The sequence below is a fragment of the Amycolatopsis xylanica genome (assembly GCF_900107045.1).
In the GTDB taxonomy this organism is placed as follows: Bacteria; Actinomycetota; Actinomycetes; order Mycobacteriales; family Pseudonocardiaceae; genus Amycolatopsis; species Amycolatopsis xylanica.
Genome location: NZ_FNON01000001.1, coordinates 984,940 through 1,010,222 on the forward strand (window position 1 = coordinate 984,940; position 25,283 = coordinate 1,010,222).

Annotated in this window: 23 protein-coding genes; 8 read left to right on the forward strand and 15 right to left on the reverse strand. The window is 68.9% G+C overall.

Annotated features, from left to right (window positions below; genetic code table 11):
- Window positions 1–15: 15 nt before the first annotated feature.
- Both BLV57_RS04300 and BLV57_RS04305 read right to left on the reverse strand, forming a co-directional pair.
- Entirely contained in the window at window positions 16–975 is a 960-nt protein-coding gene (locus BLV57_RS04300) for a hypothetical protein (RefSeq protein WP_091286798.1), read from the reverse strand.
- A gap of 41 nt (window positions 976–1,016) precedes the next feature.
- Window positions 1,017–2,030, reverse strand: a complete 1,014-nt coding sequence (locus tag BLV57_RS04305; protein ID WP_091286801.1) for a glutathione S-transferase family protein — start codon at window positions 2,028–2,030, stop codon at window positions 1,017–1,019.
- A gap of 130 nt (window positions 2,031–2,160) precedes the next feature.
- On the opposite strand from BLV57_RS04305, the gene ku reads away from it, so the two are divergent.
- Both ku and BLV57_RS04315 read left to right on the forward strand, forming a co-directional pair.
- The gene (gene ku / locus BLV57_RS04310) at window positions 2,161–3,021 is read left to right on the forward strand and encodes a non-homologous end joining protein Ku (RefSeq protein ID WP_091287874.1); all 861 of its coding nucleotides are present in this window, start codon (window positions 2,161–2,163) and stop codon (window positions 3,019–3,021) included.
- A gap of 133 nt (window positions 3,022–3,154) precedes the next feature.
- A complete protein-coding gene (locus tag BLV57_RS04315; protein WP_091286804.1) occupies window positions 3,155–3,358 on the forward strand; it encodes a hypothetical protein in 204 nt (67 codons plus the stop codon).
- Here the strand turns inward: BLV57_RS04315 and BLV57_RS04320 are convergent.
- Complete coding sequence (locus BLV57_RS04320) at window positions 3,324–4,763, reverse strand: MDR family MFS transporter (RefSeq protein ID WP_091286807.1); 1,440 nt, start codon at window positions 4,761–4,763, stop codon at window positions 3,324–3,326. The two genes, BLV57_RS04315 and BLV57_RS04320, sit on opposite strands and share 35 nt — an antisense overlap.
- Before the next feature lie 108 nt (window positions 4,764–4,871).
- On the opposite strand from BLV57_RS04320, the gene BLV57_RS04325 reads away from it, so the two are divergent.
- Complete coding sequence (locus tag BLV57_RS04325; protein WP_091286810.1) at window positions 4,872–6,026, forward strand: DUF1015 family protein; 1,155 nt, start codon at window positions 4,872–4,874, stop codon at window positions 6,024–6,026.
- Here BLV57_RS04325 and BLV57_RS04330 read toward each other — a convergent pair.
- The 4 genes from BLV57_RS04330 to BLV57_RS04345 all read right to left on the reverse strand — a co-directional run bounded on the left by BLV57_RS04330 (window position 5,978) and on the right by BLV57_RS04345 (window position 10,629).
- On the reverse strand, window positions 5,978–7,129 hold the full coding sequence (locus BLV57_RS04330; RefSeq protein ID WP_143046978.1) for a glycosyltransferase 87 family protein: 1,152 nt from the start codon (window positions 7,127–7,129) through the stop codon (window positions 5,978–5,980). The genes BLV57_RS04325 and BLV57_RS04330 overlap by 49 nt on opposite strands.
- A 124-nt stretch (window positions 7,130–7,253) precedes the next feature.
- Window positions 7,254–7,916: a response regulator gene (locus BLV57_RS04335; RefSeq protein ID WP_091286815.1), complete on the reverse strand. Its 663-nt coding sequence runs from the start codon at window positions 7,914–7,916 to the stop codon at window positions 7,254–7,256.
- The gene (locus tag BLV57_RS04340) at window positions 7,913–9,100 is read right to left on the reverse strand and encodes a sensor histidine kinase (protein ID WP_091286816.1); all 1,188 of its coding nucleotides are present in this window, start codon (window positions 9,098–9,100) and stop codon (window positions 7,913–7,915) included. The genes BLV57_RS04335 and BLV57_RS04340 overlap by 4 nt, the downstream gene beginning before the upstream one ends.
- Before the next feature lie 68 nt (window positions 9,101–9,168).
- Window positions 9,169–10,629, reverse strand: a complete 1,461-nt coding sequence (locus tag BLV57_RS04345) for an MFS transporter (protein WP_091286819.1) — start codon at window positions 10,627–10,629, stop codon at window positions 9,169–9,171.
- An 86-nt stretch (window positions 10,630–10,715) separates the two neighbouring features.
- Here BLV57_RS04345 and BLV57_RS04350 point away from each other — a divergent pair, with 86 nt between their 5' ends.
- Entirely contained in the window at window positions 10,716–11,093 is a 378-nt protein-coding gene (locus BLV57_RS04350; RefSeq protein WP_091287875.1) for a MarR family winged helix-turn-helix transcriptional regulator, read from the forward strand.
- Between the two features lie 663 nt (window positions 11,094–11,756).
- Here the strand turns inward: BLV57_RS04350 and BLV57_RS04355 are convergent.
- From BLV57_RS04355 to BLV57_RS04365, 3 genes are read right to left on the reverse strand one after another with little or no spacing between them, the layout of a single operon-like run.
- A complete protein-coding gene (locus tag BLV57_RS04355) occupies window positions 11,757–12,290 on the reverse strand; it encodes a DinB family protein (RefSeq protein WP_091286821.1) in 534 nt (177 codons plus the stop codon).
- 35 nt (window positions 12,291–12,325) lie between these two features.
- Window positions 12,326–13,012: a nitroreductase family protein gene (locus BLV57_RS04360; protein ID WP_091286824.1), complete on the reverse strand. Its 687-nt coding sequence runs from the start codon at window positions 13,010–13,012 to the stop codon at window positions 12,326–12,328.
- 59 nt (window positions 13,013–13,071) lie between these two features.
- The gene (locus tag BLV57_RS04365) at window positions 13,072–15,273 is read right to left on the reverse strand and encodes a terpene synthase family protein (RefSeq protein ID WP_091286826.1); all 2,202 of its coding nucleotides are present in this window, start codon (window positions 15,271–15,273) and stop codon (window positions 13,072–13,074) included.
- A 313-nt stretch (window positions 15,274–15,586) separates the two neighbouring features.
- Between BLV57_RS04365 and BLV57_RS43840 the strand changes: the two genes are divergently transcribed.
- Together BLV57_RS43840 and BLV57_RS04380 are read left to right on the forward strand one after the other, a co-directional pair.
- Complete coding sequence (locus BLV57_RS43840) at window positions 15,587–17,536, forward strand: discoidin domain-containing protein (RefSeq protein ID WP_245757146.1); 1,950 nt, start codon at window positions 15,587–15,589, stop codon at window positions 17,534–17,536.
- Window positions 17,537–17,632: 96 nt separating this feature from the next.
- The gene (locus BLV57_RS04380; protein WP_176968490.1) at window positions 17,633–18,064 is read left to right on the forward strand and encodes an STAS domain-containing protein; all 432 of its coding nucleotides are present in this window, start codon (window positions 17,633–17,635) and stop codon (window positions 18,062–18,064) included.
- Here the strand turns inward: BLV57_RS04380 and BLV57_RS04385 are convergent.
- The 5 genes from BLV57_RS04385 to BLV57_RS04405 all read right to left on the reverse strand — a co-directional run bounded on the left by BLV57_RS04385 (window position 18,042) and on the right by BLV57_RS04405 (window position 24,352).
- A complete protein-coding gene (locus tag BLV57_RS04385; protein WP_091286830.1) occupies window positions 18,042–19,913 on the reverse strand; it encodes a CheR family methyltransferase in 1,872 nt (623 codons plus the stop codon). The genes BLV57_RS04380 and BLV57_RS04385 overlap by 23 nt on opposite strands.
- 10 nt (window positions 19,914–19,923) lie before the next feature.
- Window positions 19,924–20,676: a hypothetical protein gene (locus tag BLV57_RS04390; RefSeq protein WP_143046979.1), complete on the reverse strand. Its 753-nt coding sequence runs from the start codon at window positions 20,674–20,676 to the stop codon at window positions 19,924–19,926.
- A gap of 17 nt (window positions 20,677–20,693) precedes the next feature.
- Window positions 20,694–21,722, reverse strand: a complete 1,029-nt coding sequence (locus BLV57_RS04395; protein WP_091286835.1) for a chemotaxis protein CheB — start codon at window positions 21,720–21,722, stop codon at window positions 20,694–20,696.
- 61 nt (window positions 21,723–21,783) lie between these two features.
- Window positions 21,784–22,755, reverse strand: coding sequence for an iron-containing redox enzyme family protein (locus BLV57_RS04400; RefSeq protein WP_091286838.1), 972 nt, complete (start codon window positions 22,753–22,755; stop codon window positions 21,784–21,786).
- Between the two features lie 28 nt (window positions 22,756–22,783).
- Complete coding sequence (locus BLV57_RS04405; RefSeq protein ID WP_091286841.1) at window positions 22,784–24,352, reverse strand: helix-turn-helix domain-containing protein; 1,569 nt, start codon at window positions 24,350–24,352, stop codon at window positions 22,784–22,786.
- A gap of 151 nt (window positions 24,353–24,503) precedes the next feature.
- On the opposite strand from BLV57_RS04405, the gene uraD reads away from it, so the two are divergent.
- Entirely contained in the window at window positions 24,504–24,992 is a 489-nt protein-coding gene (gene uraD, locus BLV57_RS04410) for a 2-oxo-4-hydroxy-4-carboxy-5-ureidoimidazoline decarboxylase (protein ID WP_091286844.1), read from the forward strand.
- Complete coding sequence (gene uraH / locus BLV57_RS04415; RefSeq protein WP_091286847.1) at window positions 24,989–25,279, forward strand: hydroxyisourate hydrolase; 291 nt, start codon at window positions 24,989–24,991, stop codon at window positions 25,277–25,279. The genes uraD and uraH overlap by 4 nt, the downstream gene beginning before the upstream one ends.
- The last annotated feature ends 4 nt before the right edge of the window (window positions 25,280–25,283 follow it).

Sequence of the window (25,283 nt, forward strand, 5' to 3'; positions counted from 1 at the left end):
AACCGGCCATACCACTCACGACCGGCGTGCGGCGGCGCGCTCGGGAAAGCGGGCGGTGGCCGCCTCGATGGCGGCGGGGGCGCGCTTCGTGCCCGAGCGCGCGAGGAGGAGGTCGAACGCCTCGTCTGTCGGGAACCGGGCGAGCATGTCGAGCATGGTCTTGTTGTTGGGCTTGCGGTCGAGCAGCCGCGCGAGCGTCGGCGCGATGGCCGGGCCGACGCCGTCAGCGACCGTGTACAGCACATTGAGATAGTCGACGTATTCGCGCACACGCCCCACGGCCGCGAGCGCCTCGAACTGCTCGGCCGTGCCGATCGAGCACAGCAGCATGGTCCAGTCGGTCTTCGGCCCGCCGCGCTTCACGGCGAGCGCGCACAGCTCGTCGACCCAGTCCTCGCGATCTGGGGCCAGGTAGGCGGCGATCGAGCGGGTCAGCAGATCGGCCCGCTGATCCTCGATCGCCGCGACGGCCTCGGCGTACTCGTCATCGGATGCCGCGGCCAGCAGCTCGCGCGCGCGGGTCAGGACGTGGCCGGGCCAGAGGTAGAAGGCCTCATCCGGCTTGGTGATCCCGAGCACCCACTTGTCGCTGCCGACATCCTTGGGTTTGAGGTCGACGCGTCCCAGCTCGACGGCGGCGCGAGCGGCGAAGGCCAGCCCGTGGCGGGTCGTCCAGGCGTCGGCGAGGATGTCCAGCTTCTCACGTTCGTCGTAGGAGTACGCCCGCAGCACGAGGCATGCCCCGAGCGCCGCGCCGAACGGGTTCGCCTCGCCGTCGGCGTACGCGCGCGCCTCGGCGAGCAGCGCCGGGTCGTCCACAGAGGACGGCCAGCTGGGCAGCACCCTTTCGAGCTCCGCCTGGAAGAACTTCTCGGCCTCGGTGTCGATCGGCTTGACCTCGCGCAGCCTGCCGCCACGCCGCTGGTGGATGTGCGGCCACCACTGTTCGGGGATGACGAACGTGTTCTCGTCCACGCCCCGACCCTACCCGGGATAAAGCCCGCTTTATCCCGGGCTCAATCCAGCGCCGGGACCGGCTCCAGCGGCGGGCCGGGCGGGGTGCCGTCGCCGAAGGGGCGGCCGCCCAAGGTTTCCCGGTGATGCGGGGTGAGCCAGGCGCGCGGGTCGGGCCCGGCGGCGACCACGCGTGTCGGGTTGATCGCCGAGTGCACGTAGTAGTAATGCCAGCGGATGTGGTCGAAGTCCGTGGTGTCGCCGAAACCCGGCGTCTGGAAGAGGTCGCGCGCGTACGCCCACAGCGCCGGGTACTCGATGAGCTTGCGGATGTTGCACTTGAAGTGCCCGTGGTACACCGCGTCGAAGCGGACCAGGGTGGTGAACAGCCGGATGTCGGCCTCGGTGATCGTGTCGCCGACCAGGTAACGCTGGCCGGTCAGCCGCTCCTCGAGCTCGTCGAGCCTGGCGAACAGCGCGGTCACCGCGCGGTCGTAACTCTCCTGGTGCGGCGCGAATCCCGAGCGGTAGACGCCGTTGTTCACGTCGCGGTAGACGACCTCGTTCAAGGCGTCGATCTCGTCGCGCAGCGGCTCCGGGTACAGCACGGGGGAGCCGGGGCGGGCCAGCGCCGCCCATTCGATGCCGAAGTCGATGGTCAGCTGGGCGAAGTCGTTGCTGACCAGGTGCCCGGTGGGGATGTCGACCAGCCCGGGCACGCTCACCCCGCCGGTGTAGTCCGGCCTGCGCGCGAGATAGGCCTCGCGCAGCGCGTGGATGCCCAGCACCGGGTCCTTGTCACCGGGGCTGCCGGTCTTCTCGGTGAACACCCAGTGGGCGTCGCCGTCGATGTCCTCCTGGATGGGGTCGGTGATCGCGAGCGAGATCGCCTCGTCGAGGCCCATCAGCCTGCGCACGATGTTGACCCGGTGCGCCCAGGGACACGCGCGGTTGATGACCAGGCGATAGCGGCCAGCCTCGACGGGCCAGCCGTCACGGGCGTCCGCCGTCACGCGGTCGGTGAACGCCATCGGATCGCGAACGAGTTCACGGGTGGGTGTCTCTCCGGCCTTCATGGTCCCGATGGTAACCGCGAATACTCGAACACGCGTTCGCAAACCTGATCGTTGTGGAGTTTTCCCAGCTCACCGCCCGGGGTACCGTGGGTATGCAGGCACCTCACAACGATGCCGGAGGTCGATGGCGATGCGGGCGATGTGGAAGGGTTCAGTCTCTTTCGGACTGGTCACGATCCCGATCCAGCTCTACGCGGCGACCGAGAACAAGAACGTCTCGCTACGCCAGGTGCACGAGGCCGACGGCGGCCGCATCCAGTACAAGCGCGTCTGCACGATCGACGGCGAAGAAGTGCCGTACGCCGAGATCGCCAAGGGCTACGAGCTCGACGACGGCGAGATGGTCGTGATCACCGACGAGGACCTGGCCGAGCTGCCGCTGTCCACGTCGAAGCTGATCGACGTGCTCGAGTTCGTGCCGCTGGAGTCGATCGACCCGATCCAGTTCGACAAGACCTACTACCTCGAACCGCAGAAGACCGCGACCAAGCCGTACGTGCTGCTGCGCGACGCGCTGCACAAGTCCGGGCATGTCGCCGTCGCCAAGGTGGCCATCCGCCAGCGGGAATCGCTTGCCATCCTGCGCGTGGTGTCGGACGTGCTCGTCATGACGACCATCCTCTGGCCGGACGAGGTGCGCACGCCGGACTTCGGCTTCCTGCGCGAGGAGGCGCCGCAGGTGCGAGCGCAGGAGCTGACCATGGCCGGTTCGCTGATCGACTCGATGTCCGAGCCGGTCTTCGAGCCCGACAAGTACACCGACACCTACCGCGAGGCCCTCGAGGCGATGATCGAGGCCAAGGCGCAGGGCGGCACCACGAAGAAGACCGCCAAGCCGGGCGCGAAGGCCGAGGTCGTCGACCTGATGTCCGCGCTGCAGGCGAGTGTCAGCGAGGCCAAGAAGACCCGCAAGCCCGCCACCACCAGGAAGAAGCCCGCCGCGGCCGCCGAGAAGAAGGCGCCGGCACGCCGGTCCAGCAAGAGCGCATAGCACCGGTTGCGCTACCGGCCTTCACGGGAGTATGCGAGGCGACACGCCGCCGAGGTGCCAGAATTTGTCGGTCCCCGGTGGTACCAAGAGGTGACCGCTGCTCTGCCGAACCTCGTGGAAGGCGTGGAAACCGATGATGTGTGCGCTGTGCGCCGCCGAACTCGACCACTGCCACGGCACCCTGATCGTGCACCCGAACGGCGACGTCGAATGCATGGAGCCGGACTGCACCGACCTCGACGCCGTCCGGCACGAGTTCACGATCGACTGCCTGACGGTCGAGGGTGGCTGCCCGTGTGCGGTTATTCCGGCCGAGGCTCTGCTCCACGCGTCCTGAGCTGGTCGGTGTGCCGCGGCATCAGCAGGATCGCCGCGACCGCCAGCGCCGAGACGGCCACCAGCGCCGTGAACACGTTGTGCGTGGCCTGGTAGAGCGACTCCTCGTTCGCCAGTGTCGCGTTCGCGATGGCGCCGAACATCGCCGCCCCGACCGCGCTGCCCAGTGACCGGCAGAACATGTTCGTCGCGGTCACCACGCCCCGCTTGTCCCAGCCGACCGTCGACTGGACGGCCACGACCGTCGGGCTCGACAGCAGGCCCAGCCCGATCCCGAGGATGAACGCCGAGACCGCGGCCAGCCCCAGCCAGGAGTGCTCGCCGAGCACCGCCGCGACGACGGAGCCCACGATGATCACCCCGCTGCCGATCAGCGCCGTGTCGCGGAAGCCGATCCGCAGGTAGACGCGGCCGGACAGGCTCGCGGAGATCGGCCAGCCGACCGTCAGCGCGGCGAGCGCGAACCCGGCGGCGAGCGCGCCGAACCCGAGCACGCCCTGTGCGTAGGTCGGCAGGTAGGAGCTGAGTCCCATCATCACCGCGCCGACGATGAGCGCGACCAGGTTGCCGCTGTTGAGCACCCGGTGCTGGAACACCCAGAGCGGCAGGATCGGCTCGGCCGCCTTGCGCTCGACGAAGACGAACACGGCCAGCAGCACCACCGCGACCGCGAAGATCGCCAGGCTGGCCGGTGACGCCCAGCCCCAGGTCACGCCGCCTTCGAGCAGGCCGAGGATGAGCAGTGAGCAGCCGATGGTGAGCAGCGCGGCGCCCGTGTAGTCGATGCGGTGCGCCTGGCGCTCGACGCGCTCCGGGAACTTGCGCGCGAGCGTCCACGCGGCGATCGCGCCGAGCGGCAGGTTGACGAAGAAGATCCAGCGCCAGTCGAGGTACTCGGAGAACACACCGCCGAGCGTCGGCCCGACGACCGAGGCGATCGCCCAGACGCTGGCGACGTAACCCTGCACCCTGGCGCGTTCCTCGACGGTGTAGAGGTCGCCGATCATGGTCATGCTCATCGGCTGGATCGCGCCGGCGCCGATGCCCTGGATGGCGCGCGCGGCGATCAGCACCGGCATGCTCCACGCGGCCCCGCACAGCACTGAGCCCAGCAGGAATACGGCAATCCCGAAGAACATCACCGGCTTGCGGCCGAGCACGTCGGCGAACTTGCCGTAGAGCGGGGTGGTGACGGCTTGAGTCAGCAGGTAGATCGAAAAAAGCCACGGAAACTGGGTGAAACCACCCAAATCGCGGACGATCGACGGCACGGCGGTCGCGATGATCGTGCTGTCGAGCGCCACCAGCCCGGTGCTGAGCATGACCGCGGCGAGCACCGGGCCGCGCTCCGACCGGAGACCGACCCCCTTGGCCCCCTTGGACCGCTTGGACACCGTCTCGGTCATGCGTGGTCCTTCCGTGGAATCCCCAGTGCCGACTCTCCGAGTCAACTGTTTCGCATACGCAAGCATTCCATGACGTGCGGATCGGCGGCGAACTGATTTGATGAGCGGATGACTCGCTGGGTGCGGCCGATCCGGAACGGCTGGGTGGTGCGCGACCGCGTGCCGGGGCCGGACGTGGACGAGTTCGGCGACCCCACCCGCGTCGCCGCGGCGCTGGCGGCGCCCGGCGGCGCCGAGGGCACGCTGCTCGCCGTGCAGCACCCGCATCGGACCCCCGCCGCGCTGGCGGCGGGGCTCGGCCTGACCGAGGCGCTGCCGATCGCACGGGCCGCTTTGTCCTATTTGCGCTCGTACCACTACGAGCCGGTCTCCGAGGTCGTCGGCCTGTACGAGATCGACGGCGCGGACGGATCGGTGCTCGGCGTCCTCTGCATGGTCGATCCCGCTGTCGTCGGCGCCGACGGGATCTCGCACGTCCGGCACACCGAGGACGTCTACCCGGACGTCGTCGAGGAGCGGGCGGCGATGCTGGCCGGTCTGGGCTGCGCGACCAGTGCGGCGCTGCTCGTGCCCGAGGCTGAAGGCTGGGTGCTCACCGAGAAGGTCCGCGAGATCCTGAGCACGCTGGACACGCCCGCTGTGTCCACTGTGGACTCCGTCGGCAGGCGGCATCGGCTGTGGTTGCTCGGCAGCGGTGACCACCAGGACGAGGTGATCGCGCTGGCGCAGCGGCACACGCTGCTGGTCGCCGACGGCAATCACCGCGTCGCCGCCTCGGCCGCGGCCGGGTCACTGCTCGCGCTGGTGACCGGGGGACCGCGCCTCGAGATCGGGCCAATTCACCGCGCGCTCACCGGCACGGGCTTTTCGCTGGCGGAACTGGCTTCCCGCTGGCGCGCCGCCGGGCTCGACGTCCGCGAGACCGATGATCGGACCGTGGAACTGGGTTCGGTGGTCGTGCTCGCGGGTTCGTCGGCGCTGCGGGTGCGGTTGCCCTCGCTGGGGAAGCCGTCGATCGACCACCGGGTGGTCGAGCAGGTGCTGATCCACGAGGCGCTCGGCATCGACCCGGAGGGCCCGGCGCTGGTCCCGATCCTGCCGGGCGGCCGGACCGTGCTGTCCGATGTGGACGCGACGCTCCTGCTCGCCCCGGTCCCGCTGGCCGACCTGCTGGCCACGCACGCGGCAGGGCTGCGCATGCCGCGCAAGGCCACCTACTTCACGCCCAAGCCGCGCAGCGGGCTCCTGCTCGCGGACCTGTGACGGACGAGCAGCACGGCACCCGCGCCCAGCGCGGCGAGCAGGTAGGCGTTGCCGAACAAGGCCTGCGCGAGGTTCCAGCCCTGTTCGCGGCCACCCCCGCCCGGCACGATCGCGGTGGCCCAGCCGGTGAACAGGACCGCTGTCGCCAGCGCCATCCAGGTGTGGCGGCGGGTGAGCAGGTAACCGATCGCGGGCACGACCCAGACCCAGTGGTGCGTCCACGAGATCGGGCTGACCACCAGCCCGCAGCCGGCGCTCACCAGCAGCGCGCCATGCTCGTCGCCCGCCCGGTGCAGCCGCCGGACGGCGAACCACGTCGCCGCGCCGACCAGCGCGACGCCGAGCACGATGGCCCACTGGGCGCCGGGCAGTGTCCTGGCCAGAAACCCTTGCCAGGACTGGTTTCCCACCCAGCTTTTCATCGCGGCGAAGTGGTCGTTGAAGATCGCCGATGTCCAGAAGCGGACGCTGTCACCAGGCAGCACGGCCAATCCCAGCAAGGTCGCACCGGCGAACGCCGCCAGCGCGCGCCCCGCGTCCGCGCGGCGGCCGGTCACCAGCAGATGCACGACGAAGATCAACGGGATCAGCTTGATCGCCGCGGCCAGCCCGATCCCGAAGCCGCTGTAGCGGGATCCTCGCAGCACGAGCACATCGACCACCACGATGGCCATCAGGATGAGGTTGATCTGTCCCAGCCCGACGGTCTGCCAGACCGGCTGGAGACAGAATGCGCCTGCCACCAGCAGCGGAAGTCCTTTTTGGATGGTGAATGCCCGCAAGGTCACAAACACCGCGGGCGCGGCGGCCACGGCGAATACGGCCCAGCCCAGCTGGATCGGCAGTGCCGCGAGCGGAGTGAACAGCATCGCGGCGAACGGCGTGTACGTGAACGGCAGCCCGGACGCCCACTCGGGAAGCGCCGACAGGTGCTCGTACAGCGGCTCGCCGCGCAGTACCGCCAGCCCGCCCGCGCGGTAGACCGCCGAGTCGATCCCGAGTGGACGGCCGAGCAACCACCAGAGCACCGCGACCCCGCCGAACGCGGCGGCCGCGACGACCAGCACGGTGATCGGTGAGCGAAGAACGACCGGCGACCTCATACCCGCCACAGTGATCGAAAACGAGCCGCGCGTCGTCACGCCGGGGTGCCGTCTTCCTACCCGGGACCCAGTACCGGGGTAGGGGGTCGTGAGTGCTGCGGCCGGTTCTAACCGGTCTAAACACTCACGAGCTTTTACCTGGGGTGACTAAGCCTTCTTCGTAGGCGGCGACGACGGCCTGGGCGCGGTCGCGGACGCCGAGTTTCGTGAACACCCGGCTCACGTGACTCTTCGCGGTCTGCTCGGCGATCACCAGCTCGTCGGCGATCTCGGTGTTGGACAAGCCTTTCGCGATGAGCCGGAGCACTTCGGTCTCTCGGGACGTGAGTTCGGCGAGCCGGGTGCCGGGGGAGCGGACCGTTGTGCGCGCCGCGAATTCGGCGATCAGCCTGCGGGTGACCGTCGGCGCGAACAGCGCGTTGCCCGCCGCGATCACGCGGACGGCCGTGACCAGGTCGTCGAGTGGCGAGTCCTTCAGGAGGAAGCCGCTGGCACCCGCGCGCAACGCGCCGTAGACGTACTCGTCGATGTCGAAGGTCGTCAGCATCAGGACCCGGATCGTGCCGTCGCGGTCGGCGAGAATGCGCCGTGTCGCTTCGAGGCCGTCGAGTTCGGGCATGCGCACGTCCATGAGCACGACGTCCGGTTCGAGTTCCGCGCAGCGCGCGATCGCGGCGAGCCCGTTCGCGGCCTCGCCGACCACGTGGATGTCCGGCTGCGCGTCGAGCGCGGCGCGGAAGCTTTGCCTGACCATGGTCTGGTCATCGGCGACGACGACGGAAATCACGAGACGGCTCCCTCGAGCGGAATGGTGACGGCGACCCGGAAACCGCCGTCCGGTGTCGCGCCGGTCTCCAGCTTGCCGGACAGCATGGCGACCCTTTCGCGCATGCCCAGCAAGCCGTGGCCCGGCGGGCCGATCGGACCGGCTGGCTCGCCGGGGCCGTTGCGCACGGTCGCGTGCACGGCATCGGCCTCGACACGCAGCTCCACGCGGATCGCGGCGCCGGGGGCGTGGCGGGCGGCGTTGCTCAGCGCCTCCTGCACGATCCGGTACAGCGAAAGCCCGACACCGGCGGGCAGCGCGTCGAAATCGCCGTGGCGGTCGAGTGCGCAGTCGGTGCCGAGCGCACGCACCCGGTCGACGAGTTCGGTCACCCGCGTGAGGTCCGGCTGCGGTGAGGTGGGTGCGGCGTCCATGCGCAGCACGCCGAGGAGGCGGCGAAGCTCGGTCATGCCCTCGCGCGCGGTGTCCGTCAGCGCGGCGAACTCCGTCTTCAGGTCGTCGGTCAGGCCGGGGAAGCGGTAGCGGGCGGAGTCGGTCCGCAGCGCGAGCACGGACATGTGGTGCGCGACGATGTCGTGCAGCTCGCGGGCGATCCTGGTGCGTTCCTCCAGCACCGCGAGCCTGGTCTCCTCGGCGACGCGCTGCTGCCCGGCGAGCCTGCGCTGGCGGACGAGATTGCCGAAGAAGAGCGGCACCGACGTCAGCGCGGCCAGCAGGACGAGATCACGCCAGTCGTGCACGTACGGCGCCATCGCCCCGACCGAGAGCAGCGCGACGCACGCGAGCACCGGCTGGTCGTGCGTCTCGCCGACGAGGTAGAGCACCAGCACGGCGGCCAAGGCGAGACCGGGGGACCAGGACCAGCCCCAAGACGGGGCCCAGTTCTCGTAGGCGGGAGGGGTGGCGAGGATCAGGACGACCAGCGCGCGCCATGCCCAGAGCGGCGACCAGAGCGCGATCACGGCGGGCACGAGGGTGGCGATGCCGAGCACGGAAGGGATGAGCGCGCCGCGGCCTTGGGTGATCGCCGTGACCGCGGCGATGAACCCGGCCCACGATCCGATGCCGAGCACCGCGGCGACGCGCAGCACCAGGAGCCCGGCCGGCCGTGGCCAGTGCGGGCGCGCGGTGCCCGCGTACACCGTCCAGCGGAGGACGTCCCGCCACCGGAGTTGATCAGCCATGGCACGTCACAGTACGGCGAAGGTGCCTGCCACCCCCCGAGTGACAGGCACCTTCGACGGCGCGTTCGCTACTTCGTGGCGAGCGCGAGCTCCGCTTCGCCGACGGTGGCCTCGGCCGTGCGGCGTGGCCGGATGACGCCGGCCAGGCTGACCAGCACGGCGAGCACCGCGATGCCGGTGACCACGCTCAGCGCCGGGGTGAGCCCGGACAGGAGCGCGGTGCGGGAGGCCTCCGCGCCACCGTTGGCGGTGAGCACGGCGGTCACGACGGCGAGCCCGATCGCGCCGCCGATCTGCACCGAGGTGTTCAGCAGGCCGCCGGCGAGGCCCTGCTCGTTGTCGGCGATCCCGGCCGTGGCCTGGATGTTCAGCGACGAGAAGGCCAGCGTGAAGCCGAGTCCGAGCAGGATCATGCTCGGCAGCACCGAAAGCGCGTAGCTGGAGCTTTCGTCGACGTTCAGGAAGAGCGCGTAGCCGATGACGTGGGCGACCACGCCCGCCAGGATGGTGCGCGGCGTGCCGACGCGGTCGATCAGCGGCTCGATCCTCGGCGAGCCGAACGCGACGATCGCGGCGGCGGGCAGGAAGCCGAGCGCGGTCTGCAGCGCGGACCAGTTCAGCACCGACTGCAGGTACAGCATGACCACGAACTGGAACCCGATGTAGGCGCCGAAGAACAGCGCGCCGCCGATGTTGGCGCGGGCGAGCGGCCCGGAGCGCAGGATGCCCAGCCGCAGCAGCGGGTGCGCGCTGCGCTTCTCGATGACGATGAACGTCGCGAGCAGTGCGAACGCGACACCGAACGAGATCAGCGTCCTGGCCGCGAGCCACCCGACGGTCGGGGCTTCGACCACCGAGAACACCAGCAGCAGTGAGCCGGCGGCTCCGGTGATCGCGCCGGGGAAGTCATAGCCCGCTCCGGTGCGTTCCGGCCGGTTGGCCGGGATCAGCCGGTACGCGAAGACCAGGACGACGAGCGCGATCGGGACGGGCAGCAGGAACGTCCAGCGCCAGCCGACCTGGGTCAGCAGCCCGGAGAAGACCAGCCCGGCCGAGTACCCGCTCGCGCCGAACACCGCGAAGATGCTGATCGCGCGGTTACGGGCGGGGCCTTCCTGGAATGTCGTGGTGATGATGGACAGGGCCGCGGGAGCGGTGAACGCCGCGCTGAGTCCCTTGATGAAGCGGCTGGCGATCAGGAGAGCGCCGTCGTCGACAAGCCCGCCGAGCAGCGAGGCGAGCGCGAAGACACTGACCGCGATCAGGAACACGCGACGCCTGCCGAGCAGGTCCGCGGTCCGGCCGCCGAGCAGCAGCAGACCGCCGTAACCGAGTACGTAGCCGCTGACGACCCATTGCAGCGCGCTGGTGGAAAGGCCGAGATCGGCCCGGATGGACGGGAGGGCGACACCGACCATGGAGACGTCGAGCGCGTCCAGGCCGATGACGGTGGACACGGTGAGCAGTACGCCCCACAGACGAGCGTCCCACCGGGTAGAGGTGGTGGAGAGTTGCGCGGAAGAGCTCATGATCCAGACACTACATGCATACGCATCTAATGCAAGTGAATTTAATGCGGTTGCATCAGATTCCCGTGCATGCTATCTTCGCCTCCGTGAGCGATGTCGCTGAGCAGGTTCTGGTGCGGGAATGGCAAGGCTTGCTTGCCCGCCACGCGGCCGTTTTCGGTGCGCTCGAGTGCAGGCTCCAGGAGCAGCACGGCATCGGCGTCAGCGACTTCGAGGCGCTCGAGTGCCTCGCCACGGCCGAGCAGAAGTGCCGGGGCGCGGACATCACCGACGCCGTCCACCTGAGCCAGAGCGCGACTTCGCGCCTGGTCGCCCGGCTGGAGCGCGAGGGCCTGGTCGAGCGCGCCATGTGCGAAATGGACCGGCGCGGGATCTTCGTCAACCTGACCGAGGCCGGGCACAAGCTCTACGCCGAAGCCAAGCCGACCCAGCGCGCCGTCCTCAAGGAAATGCTCGGCACCTAGCCGCGCCCTTCTCCTGGCCCCAACGTCGCGAACGAGCCGCTCACAACGCTCGGCTCCCGCGTCGGCTAGGCGCTCCTGCGATCGCACGTTACAAGGGTGGCCCTTGTAACGCTCAAGGTGACAAGGGTGGCCCTTGTAACGTGCGCTTCCCGGACACGACTCGCGAAACCTCGATTTTGGCCATGGGATGGCCCAAACTCGGGTTTCGCCAAGGCTTAGCGGCCCCGCGAACGTTGTGAACGGGGCGCTCACAACGCTCAAGGTTGCGAACGAGGCGCTCACAACGCTCAAGGTCAGGGTCGCGGCAGAGTGACCCAGTTCGCGTCGGCTGAGCGCACAAACGCCACTTATGCGGCGCTGAGCGACACATAAGCCCCGTTCGTGCCTTCCGGTCCGCCCTGGCAGCTGCGCAAAAGCGCCAGATAAGAACAAATCGCTGAGCGTTTGTCCGTTGCGGACACTTGTGGGTAGCTCGGTCGGGGTCGAGCTTCGCGAAACCCTGGTTTTGGCCATTGGATGGCCAAAACTCGGGGTTTCGCACGTCTCGATGGGCGCGCGAACGTTGTGAACGAGGCGTTCACAACGCCCAAGGTTGTCAACGAGGCGCTCACTACGTTCGGCTCCCGCTCCGGCGGGCGCGGGCGCGGGAGGCACGGGCTCGGCCTACATCCCGGTCGCGCCGTCGATCTGCTCCCGCAGCAGGTCGGCGTGTCCATTGTGGCGGGCGTACTCGGCGATCATGTGCACCATGATCCGCCGCAGCGAAACCGGCTTCCCCGTGCGGAAATGCGTGCCCGTGGCCTCCAAAGTGGACGAAGCGACGATCTCCCGCGAGCGCGCGCACTCGTCGCGCCACAGCGCGAAGGCGGCTTCGACGTCGCCGTCGAGCGCGTCGAAGTCCTCGTTCGGGTTGTCGTCCGAGTAGTGCAGCATCGGCACGTCCTCGCCGGCGAACTGCTGGCGGAACCACCAGCGCTCGCAGCCGGCGAGATGGCGGACGAGGCCGTGCAGGCTCAGCCCGGAGGGTGGGATGTTCTTGTCCGACAACCTTTCCGCCGGCACCCCGGCGCACTTGAGCTCGAACGTCTGGCGATGCCAGTCGAGGAACGCCGTGAGGATCTCCCGCTCGTCGCCGTCGAGCGGGAGCTCCGGACGGTTGTCCTCCGACCAGGTCGGTGAGTAGCTCAGCAAAGTCATGCGGGCAGCATCGCATCACCCACCGACAAAAACGCTCAGACGCGGACGAGCACCTGGTCAAGCGACTTACGCCGCAGGTTGGGGACCATGCAGTCGTCGGCCGGGTAGCCGACTGGGATCACCGCGAACGCCTTCTCGTTGCGGGGCCTGCCGAGCACCTCGCCGAGGAAGCGCATGGGTGATGGCGTGTGCGTCAACGCCGAGAGACCGGCGACGTGCAGCGCGGTCAGCAGCATGCCGACGGCGATGCCGACCGACTCGTCGACGTAGTAGTGCTTGCGGGTGGTGCCGTCTTCCTCGAGGTAGAAGCGCTGCTGGAAGACCACGATCAGGAACGGCGCGTCGGTCAGGTGGGTCTTGATCGCGTCGGTGCCGAGCGGGCGGAGCGCGGTGAGCCACTCCTCGCCAAGCCTGCCGTCGTACGAGACGGTCTCCTCGGCTTCGGCGGCCGTGCGGATCTGCTTGCGGACGGCGGGGTCGGACACCAGCACGAAGGTCCACGGCTGCTGATGGGCGCCGCTGGGCGCGGTGGACGCGACGGCGATCGCGTCGAGCACGGCCTGTTCCGGCACGGGGTCGGGGGAGAAGCTGCGCACCGAACGGCGCTCGTCCATGCGGCGGCGCAGGGCCGCGGCGTTGGCGAGAGTCTCGTCGGCGGGCATGCGGGCCGGGCGGTAGGGGACGGGCTCGAACTGATCACCGTGGGTCGGGCTCCAGGTCATATCCGAGATTCTGGCCGAGGCGGTGTCCCCGTGACAGGAACACCGCCCGATCGTCGGAGTCAGACGTTCGCAGGGCGGACACGTACCGCCGAAGTGCCCAGTCCGCTGGGCAGGAAGGAGAAGCTCGCGTTCACCTCGACGGGCGGCGGCGCGTACAGCCGCTCCAGCTCCTCGGGCCGGTAGCGCACGCACTGCCGGTGCCACTCGGTGATCCCGGACATCCAGTCCTTGAGCAGGTCGACGTGCCTGGTGAGCGCCCCGCGGACCTCCGGCTCCAGGCCGAAGTCCTCGAACAGCTGGGGCAGGTCCTCGTTCGCGAGCTTCTCGAACTGCTCCATCCGCGCCTTCATCAGGTCGGCGACGACGTCACGGGCCCGCAGCCGGTCGACGCCCAGGAAGTTCTCGACGACCAGCACCAGGTTGTGCATCTCGCCCTCGTACTGGATCTCCTTCTGATACGAGTGCAGGTCGTTCACGAAGCACGCGTAGTCCTGCGCCGCGGTCTCCAGCTCGCGCACCACCCGCGTCTGGTGGATCCACGGCGGCAGCAGCTCGTAGTGCGCGAGCTTGGCCAGTGCGATCGTCAGGTCCGAGCCGAACGTCCGGCGCCGCATCTCCACGTAGTCGACGGGATCGGGCACCCGGTTCTGCGCCTGGTTGGCCACCTCCCACACCCAGCTGCCCAGCATGTCCTCGACGGCCTTGCGGAAGACCGCGCGGGCGGGCTCGGTCATCGGACCGGCGGTGCGCCGCCACAGGTCGCCGAGGCCTTTCTCAAGCGGGCTTGCCGGCGCCGGGGTCTCGCCCCCGTCGAGTGGCATGAACTCCGACAGGCGCTCGGCGCAGAGTTCGGCGGCGGCGATGTCGCGCCGAGCGCCGAAGGCCAGCGGGAAGTAGTCGTCGCCGTAGGTGCCCCAGCTGAGCCAGTCCGAACTGAGGTCGAGCTGCTCGGGTGACGCGTCGGCGTGGATCATCGCGGCGCAGTGCGCCAGGTCGATGCCGCGCATACGTTGTTCGTCCCACGGCGAGCCCGCCTCGAAGAAGCCCATCTCACGGGCCCACTCGACCGTGTGGTCGCGCGCGGTGTCGAGATGCGGGCTCACCCGGAACTGGAACGGCATGTACAGCTCGGGCACCGGGAGGTGGCCGACGGGCTGGTTCGGCACGAACGTGTGCTGCTCGGTGCGCCGCTTCAGCCCGAGCCTGCCGGGCGTGAGCGACTCGGTGCCCAGCCCGGTCGGTCCGCCGAGACCGCCGGAGACCGCGCCCTCGTTCATGTACCGGCTCGACCGCAGGTGCCATTCGTGGCCACCGGCCTGCCAGTCTTGGAGTCCCTTGACGTACGCCGTCACGGCGGCGAGCTCGTCGGGGGTCGCGCCCTTCACCGCGGCGAGCAGCGGCACGTGGGCCAGCGCGGTGTTCTCGAACTGGTGCAGCCGCGAGGTCAGCAGGTCGTTCGTCATCTCGGCGGCTTCCTGCGTCGGGATGCCGAAGAACTTCTCGAAGACGAGCACGGCGTTGGAGTTCTCGCCCTCCTCGCGGACCTCACGCTGGTACGAGAAGATGTCGTTGCGCAGGTGGATCGCGTCGGAGAAGCTGTCGCGCAGCACCTCGAGCGGGCGGGTGTGCGCGAACCGGTGCGGCACCTCGGCCGCCACGTACTCGACGAGGTTGGCCGACCACGGCGCGCCGCCGACGCGGCGGCGCATCTGGATGTACTCGATGGGGTTCGCGATGCGGCCCTGTTCGATGTTGACCAGTTCCCACAGCGACTCGACCATCAGGTTGTGCGTGCTCTCGATGAACCGCTCGCGCCAGTCCTCTGACATCGCGGGCACCGTACGCGCCCAGAGGTCTTCCAGCCCGGCTTCGGCGGGGTTCTCCGGCTCCGGCGCGGTTTCGCCCTCGCGGGTCATGAACCGTTCGAGCCGGTCGAGGTAGGCCCGCCCGCCGTCGATGTCGCGGGTGTACTTGAAATGCGCGAGGAAGTGGTCGTCGAAGAAGAACACCCAGACGTACCAGTCGGTGATCAGATCGAGCGCGGGCCCGTCACAGTCCGGATGGGTGTACGCGCACATCAGGCCGTAGTCGTGCCTGGCCAGCTCCGCCTCGTCCCAGACCACGCCGCCGCCGGGCTCGGGGGAGTCGATCATCCCCATCTCCTTGGCCCAGGCCATGCTGTGCGCCCGCGCGCGCTCCAGGTGGGGGTTCATCCGCGCCGGGTAGGTCAGATAGAACTCGGGCAGCGTGAAGGCTTGCATCGGCGGTGCCTACTCCTTTGGACCGGCGTCGGGCGGAACCGACTACGACGTTTGCACCGGCGCCGGCATGGTCGCTACGTCCACCTCAGCGAAAAACGGTGTCACAACGGGTGAAACATTTCGATCTTCGTTTCCGGTTAATTGATCACCGAGCGCGGGGAAATAGGGAACAGTAAGCGCTTTCAGGTCCCCGGCCAGCGGGACGTGCCGCCAGCCGGGCATAGTTAGGAAAATTTCCTAACGAAAGGTCTTGACGGCCGCGCCCGGCCGAGGTGATTCTCGACACCTACGCTCGGTCCCCCACGGAGGCGTTATGAATCGGCATGCTCTGGCCGCGAAAGCGGCGGCGGCCTTGATCACCTTGATAACCATTTCCGGTTTGGTCGGAGCGGCGCCGGCGGGCGCCGCGACCACGCAGCAGACGTTCATGACCTTCTACGGCTGGTGGGACAACACACCGCCAGGCGGCGACATCGCCTACCCGAAGATCCATGACACCGCAGGCGGTAAAGGTACTTACGCCGACCCGATCACCTTCGCGACCACGACCAAGGTCTACAAGGCCGGCACCAAGATCTGGGTGCCGAGGGTGAAGAAGTACTTCATCATGGAGGACGACTGCTCCTCCTGTAACCAGGACTGGGACGGTGAAGGCCCCAACGGCGGGCCTGGCCTGCGGCACATCGACCTGTGGGTCGGCGGCAAGGGCGGCAGCGCGTACAACGCGATCGACTGCGAGGACGCGCTCACCCATTACAACGCCGACGGCACGCCCGTGATGGAGCCGATCGTCGTCGATCCGTCGCCGAACGAGGTCGTCGACAACACGCCGTTGTTCAACACCAGCACCGGCGAGTGCTACGGCGGCGCGCAGCCGAACAAGTCGATCGGCCAGTACAAGAACAACTCCAACGGCCAGTGCCTGGAGGACCCGAACAACAGCACCACCTCGGGCGTGCAGCTGACCACGGCCCCGTGCAACGGCTCGTCGGCGCAGCGGTTCACCTTCCACGGCGCGTTCATGGAGATCAACAACATGTGCGCGACGCTGTCCAGCTCCAAAGTCGTGCTGCAGAAATGCACGGGTGCGGCGAGTCAGCAGTGGTCCATCAATCCGAACCTGACGATTTCGGATATGCAATACAACACGAAGTGCTATCGCCCGTCCGGAAACCTGGTGGTGACGGGCAGTTGCTCAGGAACGGCGGCCCAGTGGGTTTTCACCGCGGCGAGCCAGAACAACGATTTCGGCGTCAGCGTCAACCCGCAGCAGGGTTCGGTGAGCGCGGGCGGTGAGACCTCGGCCGCGGTGAGCACGTCCGTCGTTTCCGGTACCGCGCAATCGGTCGCGCTGTCGGCGTCCGGACTGCCCAGCGGCACCACGGCCACGTTCACCCCGGCCTCGGTGACCGCGGGCCAGGGCTCGACGGTCTCCTTCAAGACCTCCGCGTCGACCCCGGCGGGCACGTACGCCGTCAAGATCAACGGCGCCGCGGCGTCCGGCACCAAGTCGGCGAACTACGCGCTGACCGTGACTTCCGTTGGCGCCAATGACTTCTCGGTCAAGGTGAACCCGGCGGCGGCCACGGTGACGGCGGGCTCGGCCGCCACCCCGGCGGTCACGGTCGCGACCCTGTCGGGCAGCGCGGAGACGGTCGCGCTCGACGCGGCCAACGTCCCGCCCGGCGCCGTGGTGACTTTCACCCCGGCGTCCGTGACCGGCGACGGCACCTCGACTCTGCGGATCGCCACCACGGCCGACGCGCCCGCCGGCACCTCGGCCATCACGGTGACGGGCACTTCGCCGTCGGCCACGCACTCGGTGACGTTCACGCTGACCATCACCGCGCCGGGCGGCACACCCGTCCTGCTGTCACAAGGAAAACCCGCCACCGCGTCGAGCGTCGAGTCGAGCAGCTACCCGGCCTCGGCGGCCTTCGACGGCAGCCTCACCGGCGCGCGCTGGGCGAGCAAGGAAGGAGTCGACCCGCAGTGGCTGCGCGTCGACCTGGGCGCCACGGCGAACATCTCCCAGGTGAAGCTGACCTGGGAAGCCGCCTACGGCAAGTTCTACACCATCCAGACCTCGCCAGACGGCTCGACCTGGACCACCATCTTCGCCACCACCACCGGTAACGGCGGCACGGACGACCTGACCGGGCTGACCGGCACCGGCCGTTATGTCCGCGTCAACGGCACCGCGCGCGGCACTTCGTACGGATATTCACTTTTTGAAATGCAGGTGTACGGCACGAACGCCTGATCACCACCGCGGCAGCCGCGCCGGAGTATTCCGGCGCGGCTGTTGCATGTTCGCCGCGTTGTCGAGATGATGGCGGATGAGGACTTGGAGTCCACCATGACGAGCAAACGTCCGCCCCGGCTCAGCCGGACTTTCGGCCGGACGGTGATCGGCTCTCTGAGCGAGCAGTTTTCCGTCACCGTGACCACCTTCGGCGCAGGCCGGGCGGTGATCACCATCGCGGGAGACCTCGACCTGGCCAACGTCGACAAGGTCGCCGAGCTCACCGCGGGAATGCCCAGGCCGGAAAGCCTGGCGCTGCTCGTCGATCTCACCGAGGTGCGGTTTTGCTCCAGCGTGGGCCTGAACATGCTCTGCGAGCTGCAACGCCGGGCCAACGAGGCGGAAGTGGAGATGGCGCTGGTGGTGAGCGGTTTCCCGATGCGCCGCACGTTGCGGATGACCGGGATGGACCGAGCCTTCGTCATCTACCGTGAGCGCGCCGAAGCGTTGCTGCGGCTGGGGATCAGCTTCCCGCTTGATCAGTAGGCCGTTCGGTCTGCTCCATCACGAGGATCGCGCCGTGGCTGCCGCCGTTCTGCCCGCGCAGCGCGCTGCACAAAAGCCGCACTGTGGTGTGCCTGCCGCGCCGGTTCACCGCTTCCAGTGACAATTCCGTCTGGTAAACCGGGTCGGTCAGTGCTTTGCGCACCGCGGGCCGCAGTTCGGGCAGCGGCAGGCCGATGTCGAGGTTGAGCAGGTGCTCACCCTCCGCCTCCTCGCGCCGCAGTCCCCAGAGGTCTTCCGAGGCACGGTTCCAGGCGCGGATGCGCATCTCCTGGTCGACGACGATGATGCCGGGCCCGATGGAGGTGAGGATCGACTCCAGGAACTCGTTGACCTCGTCCAGCTCGACCGTGCGGTCCCGCAAGGTGTTGTTGATGGTCTGCAGCTCGTCGTTGGTCGACTGCAGCTCCTCGTTCATCGTCTCCAGTTCCTCGTTGGTGGACTGGAGTTCCTCATTGGTCGTCTCCAGTTCCTCCACTGTGGACTGAAGTTCCTCGTTCGTGGTCTCCAGCTCCTCATTGGTCGACTGGAGCTCCTCGTACGCCGATTCGAGCTGCTGGTTGGCGTGCTCCAGCTCGTTGAGCAGCTGCCGCGCCGAGGTGACGTCATGGAACGCGATCGACACCCCGATCGGCAGATTCTGCTTGTTCAGCAACGGGTTCACGTGGATCTCGTACCAGACGGTCTCGCCGCCGCGCTGCCACTCGACGTCCTTGATGCGCATGGACCGCTGCTCGGTCCGCGCCCGCTCGACGTAGGCGCGCAGCGCCACCGGGCGGTAGGAGATGTCGAGGTCGCGGAAGGGACGGCCGATGTCGCGCCGGGACAGGCCGAACGCCTGCTCCGCCTGCTGGTTGACCAGCGCTGCCACCTCGTCCTCACCCAGCACCAGCTGCGCGACCGGGCTGGCGGCCAGCGCCGCGTCACGCAGCTCGTCCAGTCCGGTCGGCTCGGCGTCCCGATAGGAATGGAGCCCGCTGGCCACCAGCCGGTTGAAGGTGGTCGTGCTCTTCGCCGCGCGCCGGAAGACACGCCGCTTGAGGTCGACCGGCTCGAAGATCTTGGCGTGGCTGAGCAGCATTTCGGCCTTGCCGAGGAAGAGCAGTCCCTTCTGCGCCAAGGCGAAGTGGAAACGCTCCAGTATCTTTGTCTGGGTCTCGGCGTTGAAGTACATCAGGGTGTTGCGGCAGACGAGCAGGTCGATCCGGGAGATCGGGGCGTCCTGCACGAGGTCGTTGCGGCCGAAGATGACCGAGCGGCGCAGATCCTTGCGGAAGGCGTAGCGGCCGTTCTGCTGCTCGAAGTAGCGCTCGAGGATGTCTTCGTCGAGCCCTTGGATCTCCGAAGTGGTGTAGGTGGCGTGCCGGGCCTGCGCCAGCGCCTCGTCGTCGACGTCGGTCGCGTAGATCTTGACCCGCTGGCGGAACTCGTCGAGCCCGAGGTGCTCGGCGAACAGGATGGCCAGGCTGTAGGCCTCCTGACCGGAGGCGCAGCCCGCGCTCCAGATCCGGATGGCGTCCTCCGGCCCGCGCTGGGCGAGCAGCTCGGGCACCAGGTCCGTGCGCAGGTAATCCCAGGCCTCGGGGTCGCGGAAGAAGCTGGTGACGTTGATCAGGACCGTGTTGAACAACGCGACGAATTCATCGGAGTTCGCCTGGAGGTGATCGATGTACTCGCCGTAGTCCTCGATGCCGACGTGGCTCATGCGGCGGCGCACCCGGCGCATGAGACTGGTGCGCTTGTACCCGGTGAAATCGAAGCCTCGCGAGTCCTTGACATAGGTAAGGACAGACTCGAAATCCCCGTCCGGCTCACTCTGCTGCTCGGTCACGGCTAAGAAGTTACAACTCGCCGGGAAGTTCGTAGCGCCGGGCGTCCGTTGGCAGGACCGCCCAGGTGACCTTTCCCCCCGAAAGGGTGGGAGTGCAGCCCCAGACCCGCGCGCACTGGGCCACCACGAGCAGTCCGAGGCTCAGCCTGCCGTCGGCCCTGCGTTCGGTCAGCACGGCCGGCCGCGGGCTTTCGTCCGAAACGGCGACCGTGAGCAGGTGCTTGCGCAGCTCCAAGCGCAGCACCGGTTCGCTGTCGGTGTGCTGCAGTGTGTTCTCGACCAGCTCGGTCGCGACGGACGCGGCGTCGTAGGTCATCCACCGCACGTCCCATTCCCCGCAGGTCTTCGCGACGAACTGGCGTGCCAGCGGCGACGAGCCGTTCATCGGGGGAAGGGTGGTCTCGGCGCGGCGGCGCCGCGGCGGGACGCCCGCCGCTTTGACGGCCTTGCGCACGCTGGTGTGCACCGGAACGAACCGCGCGGCGGGCAGCGCGGACACCCGGTGATAGAGCGCCCGGTCGCGGGCCACCAGCAGGATCGGGACACCGGGCCAGTCCGCGGCCCGCATCCACGCCTGGACGAAGACGCTGTACAGCTGGTTCTGGTCCACCTGGAGGCCGTCCATCAGCACGATCACGGCGGTCGGTTGCTCGACGGCACACTTGAGCAGGGTGTCGCGCAGTTCGGGGAAACTGTGCACGTCGAGCGTGCCGATCGGGCGGACGAGCGTCACGTCGGCCTCATGCGTCAAGTACACCTGCATGCCGTCCACCCCGGGCCTCACGGGACCAGCTCTTCGTCGAGCGGCGGATTCAGCGAGATGAGATAGCGGCGCAGCACCTCCGCCGCGATCGAGGACTCCTCGGCGGATCGGCGGTAGCGCTCGACGAGCAGCTCATGACCTCGTTCGTGGGCGTCGGCCTGCATCCGGCGCGCGAGGCCGGTCTTCTCGTCCAAAGACCGCAAAGCCGTCCACAGCGCGCGCTCGAGCTCGTCGACCTGGGCGGCGAGCAGTGACTCCGCGGACCAGGCATGGCCGACGCGGCAACGGTAATGGTTCGCGTCAGGGGCGATCTCGATCAGCGCGCCCTGGCAGTCTGGGCAGGTGTAACCGGACATGTCACCACGATCCCCTGGATTGTGGACGTCGATGCTGGAGCCGTCACGGGCGATTCTGTCTTCGAGTTCCAGCGTCGCGGTCAGGGGCGGCGCGCTTGCCGGGTCGACTTCCTGCCTGACGAGCTTGTCGAGCAGGTCACCCATTTCCGTGGCGGGCAGGACATGGTCGGCGGCGGTGAGCCGCAGCGCCGCCTCCGGCATGCCCGCGTACAACGCGTCGGCCGGATCCTGCACCACCGCGACGCCGCCCCGCGCGGCGATGGCCTGCAGCCCGGCGGCGCCGTCGTCGAGCACCCCGGTCAGCACGACGCCGATCGTGCGCGGGCCCGCGGCCACCGCGGCCGAGCGGAACAGCGCGTTGATCGCGGGCCGGTGCCCGTTTTCGGTCGGGCCACGGGAAAGCACGAGGTGATCGGTCGCCAGCAGGAGGTGGCGGTCGGGCGGCGCGACATAGATCGTGCCGGGCACCAGCCGGGTGCCGTGGCGCGCGACGACCGCGCGCAGCGGGCCTGCCCGGTCGAGGATGAGCGGCAGCGCGCTGCGGGCGCCCGGCGGCAGGTGCATCACGACCAGCACGTGACCCGGGAAGCCGGCGGGCAAGGAGGCGGCCAGTGCGCGCAGCGCTTCCACGCCGCCCGCCGAAGCGCCCGCGACGACGATGTCCCGTCTCGCTGCTGGAATGGGAGCCACCTCCCTGTCTTGCCGACGACTATCAAGGTTAGTCGCTTCCCTCTGACACGGACACCCTTCCTCAAGCGCTCCGCAGCGAGGTCCGGCCCGCTCGCCAGCAGCCGAGCACGTGGTCGGCGAAACGCTGCTCCAGCAGTTCGGTCGCCTGCACGCCGAACACCAGATCGCGGGCGAGTCCCGGTTCGCGCTTCAGCAGTTCGCCGATGATCTCGTCGCGCATCACCTGCTTGTGCGCGGTGAAGTACAGGCCGCATTCCGGCGAGGATTCCAAGCGCTGCAAGGCTTGGACCAGCCTGCCCGCGCTGGACGCGGTCGTCGCCTCCGTGGCGGCGAAGTGCCCGATCAGCGCGCCGCGGAGCTTACGGTGCAGGCCGAACAGGGACATGATGTTGACCGTCGCCAGCATGCAGGCGGGCACCTCGTCGAGATAGGCGAGATAGCCGCTGGACAGCCGTGCGCCCTCCATCAGGTCGGCGTAGAGCTGGATGCGCGCCCGATCCGGGTGACCGGCGCCGAACTGGTCGAACTGGACGGCCACCATGGCGGCCTTCACCTTGCCGCGCAGGCGCGGGATCGCCCAGGCGTGCGGATCGGTCTCCTTGTGGCGGTAGATCGACTGATGCACGAAGTACTCGCGCATCTGCCACCATTCGCCGTGATCACGCAGGTGATGACTGACCCCGCCGGCCGGCTCGATGAGCAGCACGTCGAGCACGGCTGTCACATCGTCGCCACCGGAAACGCACTCACGGAGCTTCTTGAGGAACAGCCGCTCGAGCATGCCGCGGATGTGCAGCAGGTCCGGGTCCCACTCCCATTCCTCGTCGACCTCCTCGAGACCCTGGTAGTGCAGTTCGTAGCAGAGATGCAGGGCGAGCTGGACATCCTCACCCAGCGGATCCGCGGCGGCGACCCGTTCGGTCCGGAAGACGTCGCCTCTCTGGCCGGTGGCGTAGGCGCTGAGGATCGACCTGGAAATCGGGCCACGGCTGCGTGGCAAAGCCGTCCGGATGTGGAGATCCGCAGAGGTCATAAAAGAAGGTACCCAATGATCGCGCTTTTCACGCGCGTCCGGGGTCACGAGTGAAGCACCCCGCCAGGTAGAGGTCGACGCGGTCGGCGAAGCGGGTGGGGTCGCGCCCGGTCAGTTCGGAGACCCGGCTGATGCGGTAGCGCAAGGTGTTGACGTGCAGGTGGAGCTCGGCCGAAGTCTGCGTCCAGGACCCCGAATGGTCGAGGAACACCTTGAGCGTGTGCACGAGTTCGGAGTTGTGCGCGGCGTCGTAGGCCAGCAGCGGGCCGAGCACCCGCGCGCGGAACGAGCGGCGCAGTTCGTCGGGGACGGCGGCCAGCAGCAGCAGGTGCGACGCGACCTCGTCGCCCGCGACCACCGAGGCGCGGCCGGGCGCGAGTTCGGCGAGGCGGCGGGCGTGGCGGGATTCGTGGACCGCGGCGTGCAGCCCGGCCGCGTCCTGGGCCCGGCTGATGCCGACGGCGAGGCTCGCCGAGCCGAGTGCGGGTTCGATGGTGCGGACGGCTTCGCGGACCTCCGCGACGAAGGCGTCGAGCTTCTCGTAGCCGAGCGCGCGGGCGCGGAGCAGGCCGAACGCCTCGCCGTCGACGCTGCCGACGAGCGCCGGTGCCCGGTACGGCGCGAACAGCTCGTCGATGATCACCGGGGCGAGGCCGGGGCCGCCGCCCCGGACCGAGGCCGAGAGCGTGAAGACCGGGTCGGTGGGGGTGAATTCGGCGGCGGGCAAACGGGACGCGATCTGGGACTGGCTCGCTTCTTCGGACAAAGCCAAGCGCAGCAACGGTTCCGCCGCGCGGTTCTCGACGCGTTTGGTCTCGTCGAAGCGGGACCGTTCCAGGCCGACGAGGTTCGCGAACTCGGCCGCGACCTCCCGCTTGGCCAGGTCCCAGCGGCCGTGATTCCCTTCCACCGCGAGGAACCAGCTCGCGACGCGGTGCCCGGCCTTGCTCGCCGCGGCCAGCAGGGAGATCGGTGCGCCGTCCTTCCCGGTGATCACCTGCGGCAGCCGGTCGGCGAGCAGGAACCGGCGGGCGAGCGTCGCGCGGTGCTCCGCGGCGGGCGGTTCACCCGTCCCGGTGATGACCCGCCCGGTCGCGCTGAGCACCCAGCAGTCGGCGCCGAGTTCGGCCGCGCCCGCCTCGACCAGCGCGGGAAGACCCCGGCCCGCGGTGACGACCGCGACGAGACGGCGGTGGCGTTCGAGCGCGCCCTTCTCGGAGCGTTCCGCGGCGAGGCCGAGGATCACCCGTTCGGTGATCGTCGCGAACGAGACGGTCACCGGGACCTCGAACAGGGGGAGACGCACCGCGCGGCACGCGTCGACCAGGAACTCCGGCACCGGGCCGCCGCCGACCTCCGCCGTGCCGATGCCCAGCGCGACCACGCCCGCCTCCGCGAGCGTGTCGACGAACGCGCTCGCGTCCGCCGCGCTCGGCCACTGCATGCCCGACAGCACCACCTCGCCGCCGGTGAGATACCGGCTGGGGTCGCGCAGGCTGGCGGTGAACACGCGCTCAAACGGCCGGTCGAGCGCGTCTACGCCGACCAGCATGGACAACCCCAGCTCAGGGGTGTCGAGCAGGGCTCGAAGTCGCACCGCACCTCCGCGTTCGGGTGAGCTTTCAGTAGCGCACACGGACAGCGTGGCCTGCTTTGGAGGAAAGCACAAAAACGAACCCGAAGTGAACGCCCGGTTTCGGGTGTTCACCCGTGGCTGACCCGGTCGGCGGAAGTGTGTACTGCTTCACATGTTCGACCAGTTCAACACCCATCCGGACGCCGAGCGCGGTCTGCTGGCCTGCTGCGCCTCCCCGCGCTGGGCGAGCCGCGTCGCGGCCCGGCGGCCCTTCGCGGATGTCGACGCCTTGGTCAAGGCGGGCGACGCCGAACTCGCGACCCTGGAGTGGGACGGGATCGCCGAGGCGCTGAGCGCGCACCCCCGGATCGGCGACCGGGCCACCGGCACCGACCGGGAGGCGGTGTGGTCACGCGGTGAGCAGGCCGCGGCCGCCGAGTCGGCCGACGACGTGAAAGCCCAGCTCGCGGCCGGGAACGCCGAGTACGAGCGCCGGTTCGATCGGGTCTTCCTGATCTGCGCGACCGGGCTCGGCGCCCCGGAGATCCTGGCGGCCCTGCGCTCGCGGCTCGGGAACGACGACGAGACCGAACGCGAGGTCGTCCGCGAAGAGCTGCGCAAGATCGTCGCGCTCCGGCTGCGGAAGCTGGTGGCCGCGTGAGCCTGTCCACCCACGTGCTCGACGCCGCCGCCGGCGCACCGGCCACCGGTGTCCCGGTCCGGCTGGAGCGCCGCGATGGCACGGTCGTGTTCGAGGGCAAGACCGACGACGACGGCCGGATCTCCGGCTGGAACCCGGAAGCGGGCGTGTACCGGCTGGTCTTCGAGGTCGACGGCGAGTTCTACCCCGAGGTCGTGGTGACCTTCCGGATCACCGACGACAGCGCGCACTACCACGTCCCGCTGCTGCTCAGCCCGTTCGCTTACTCCACCTACCGCGGAAGTTGAGGTA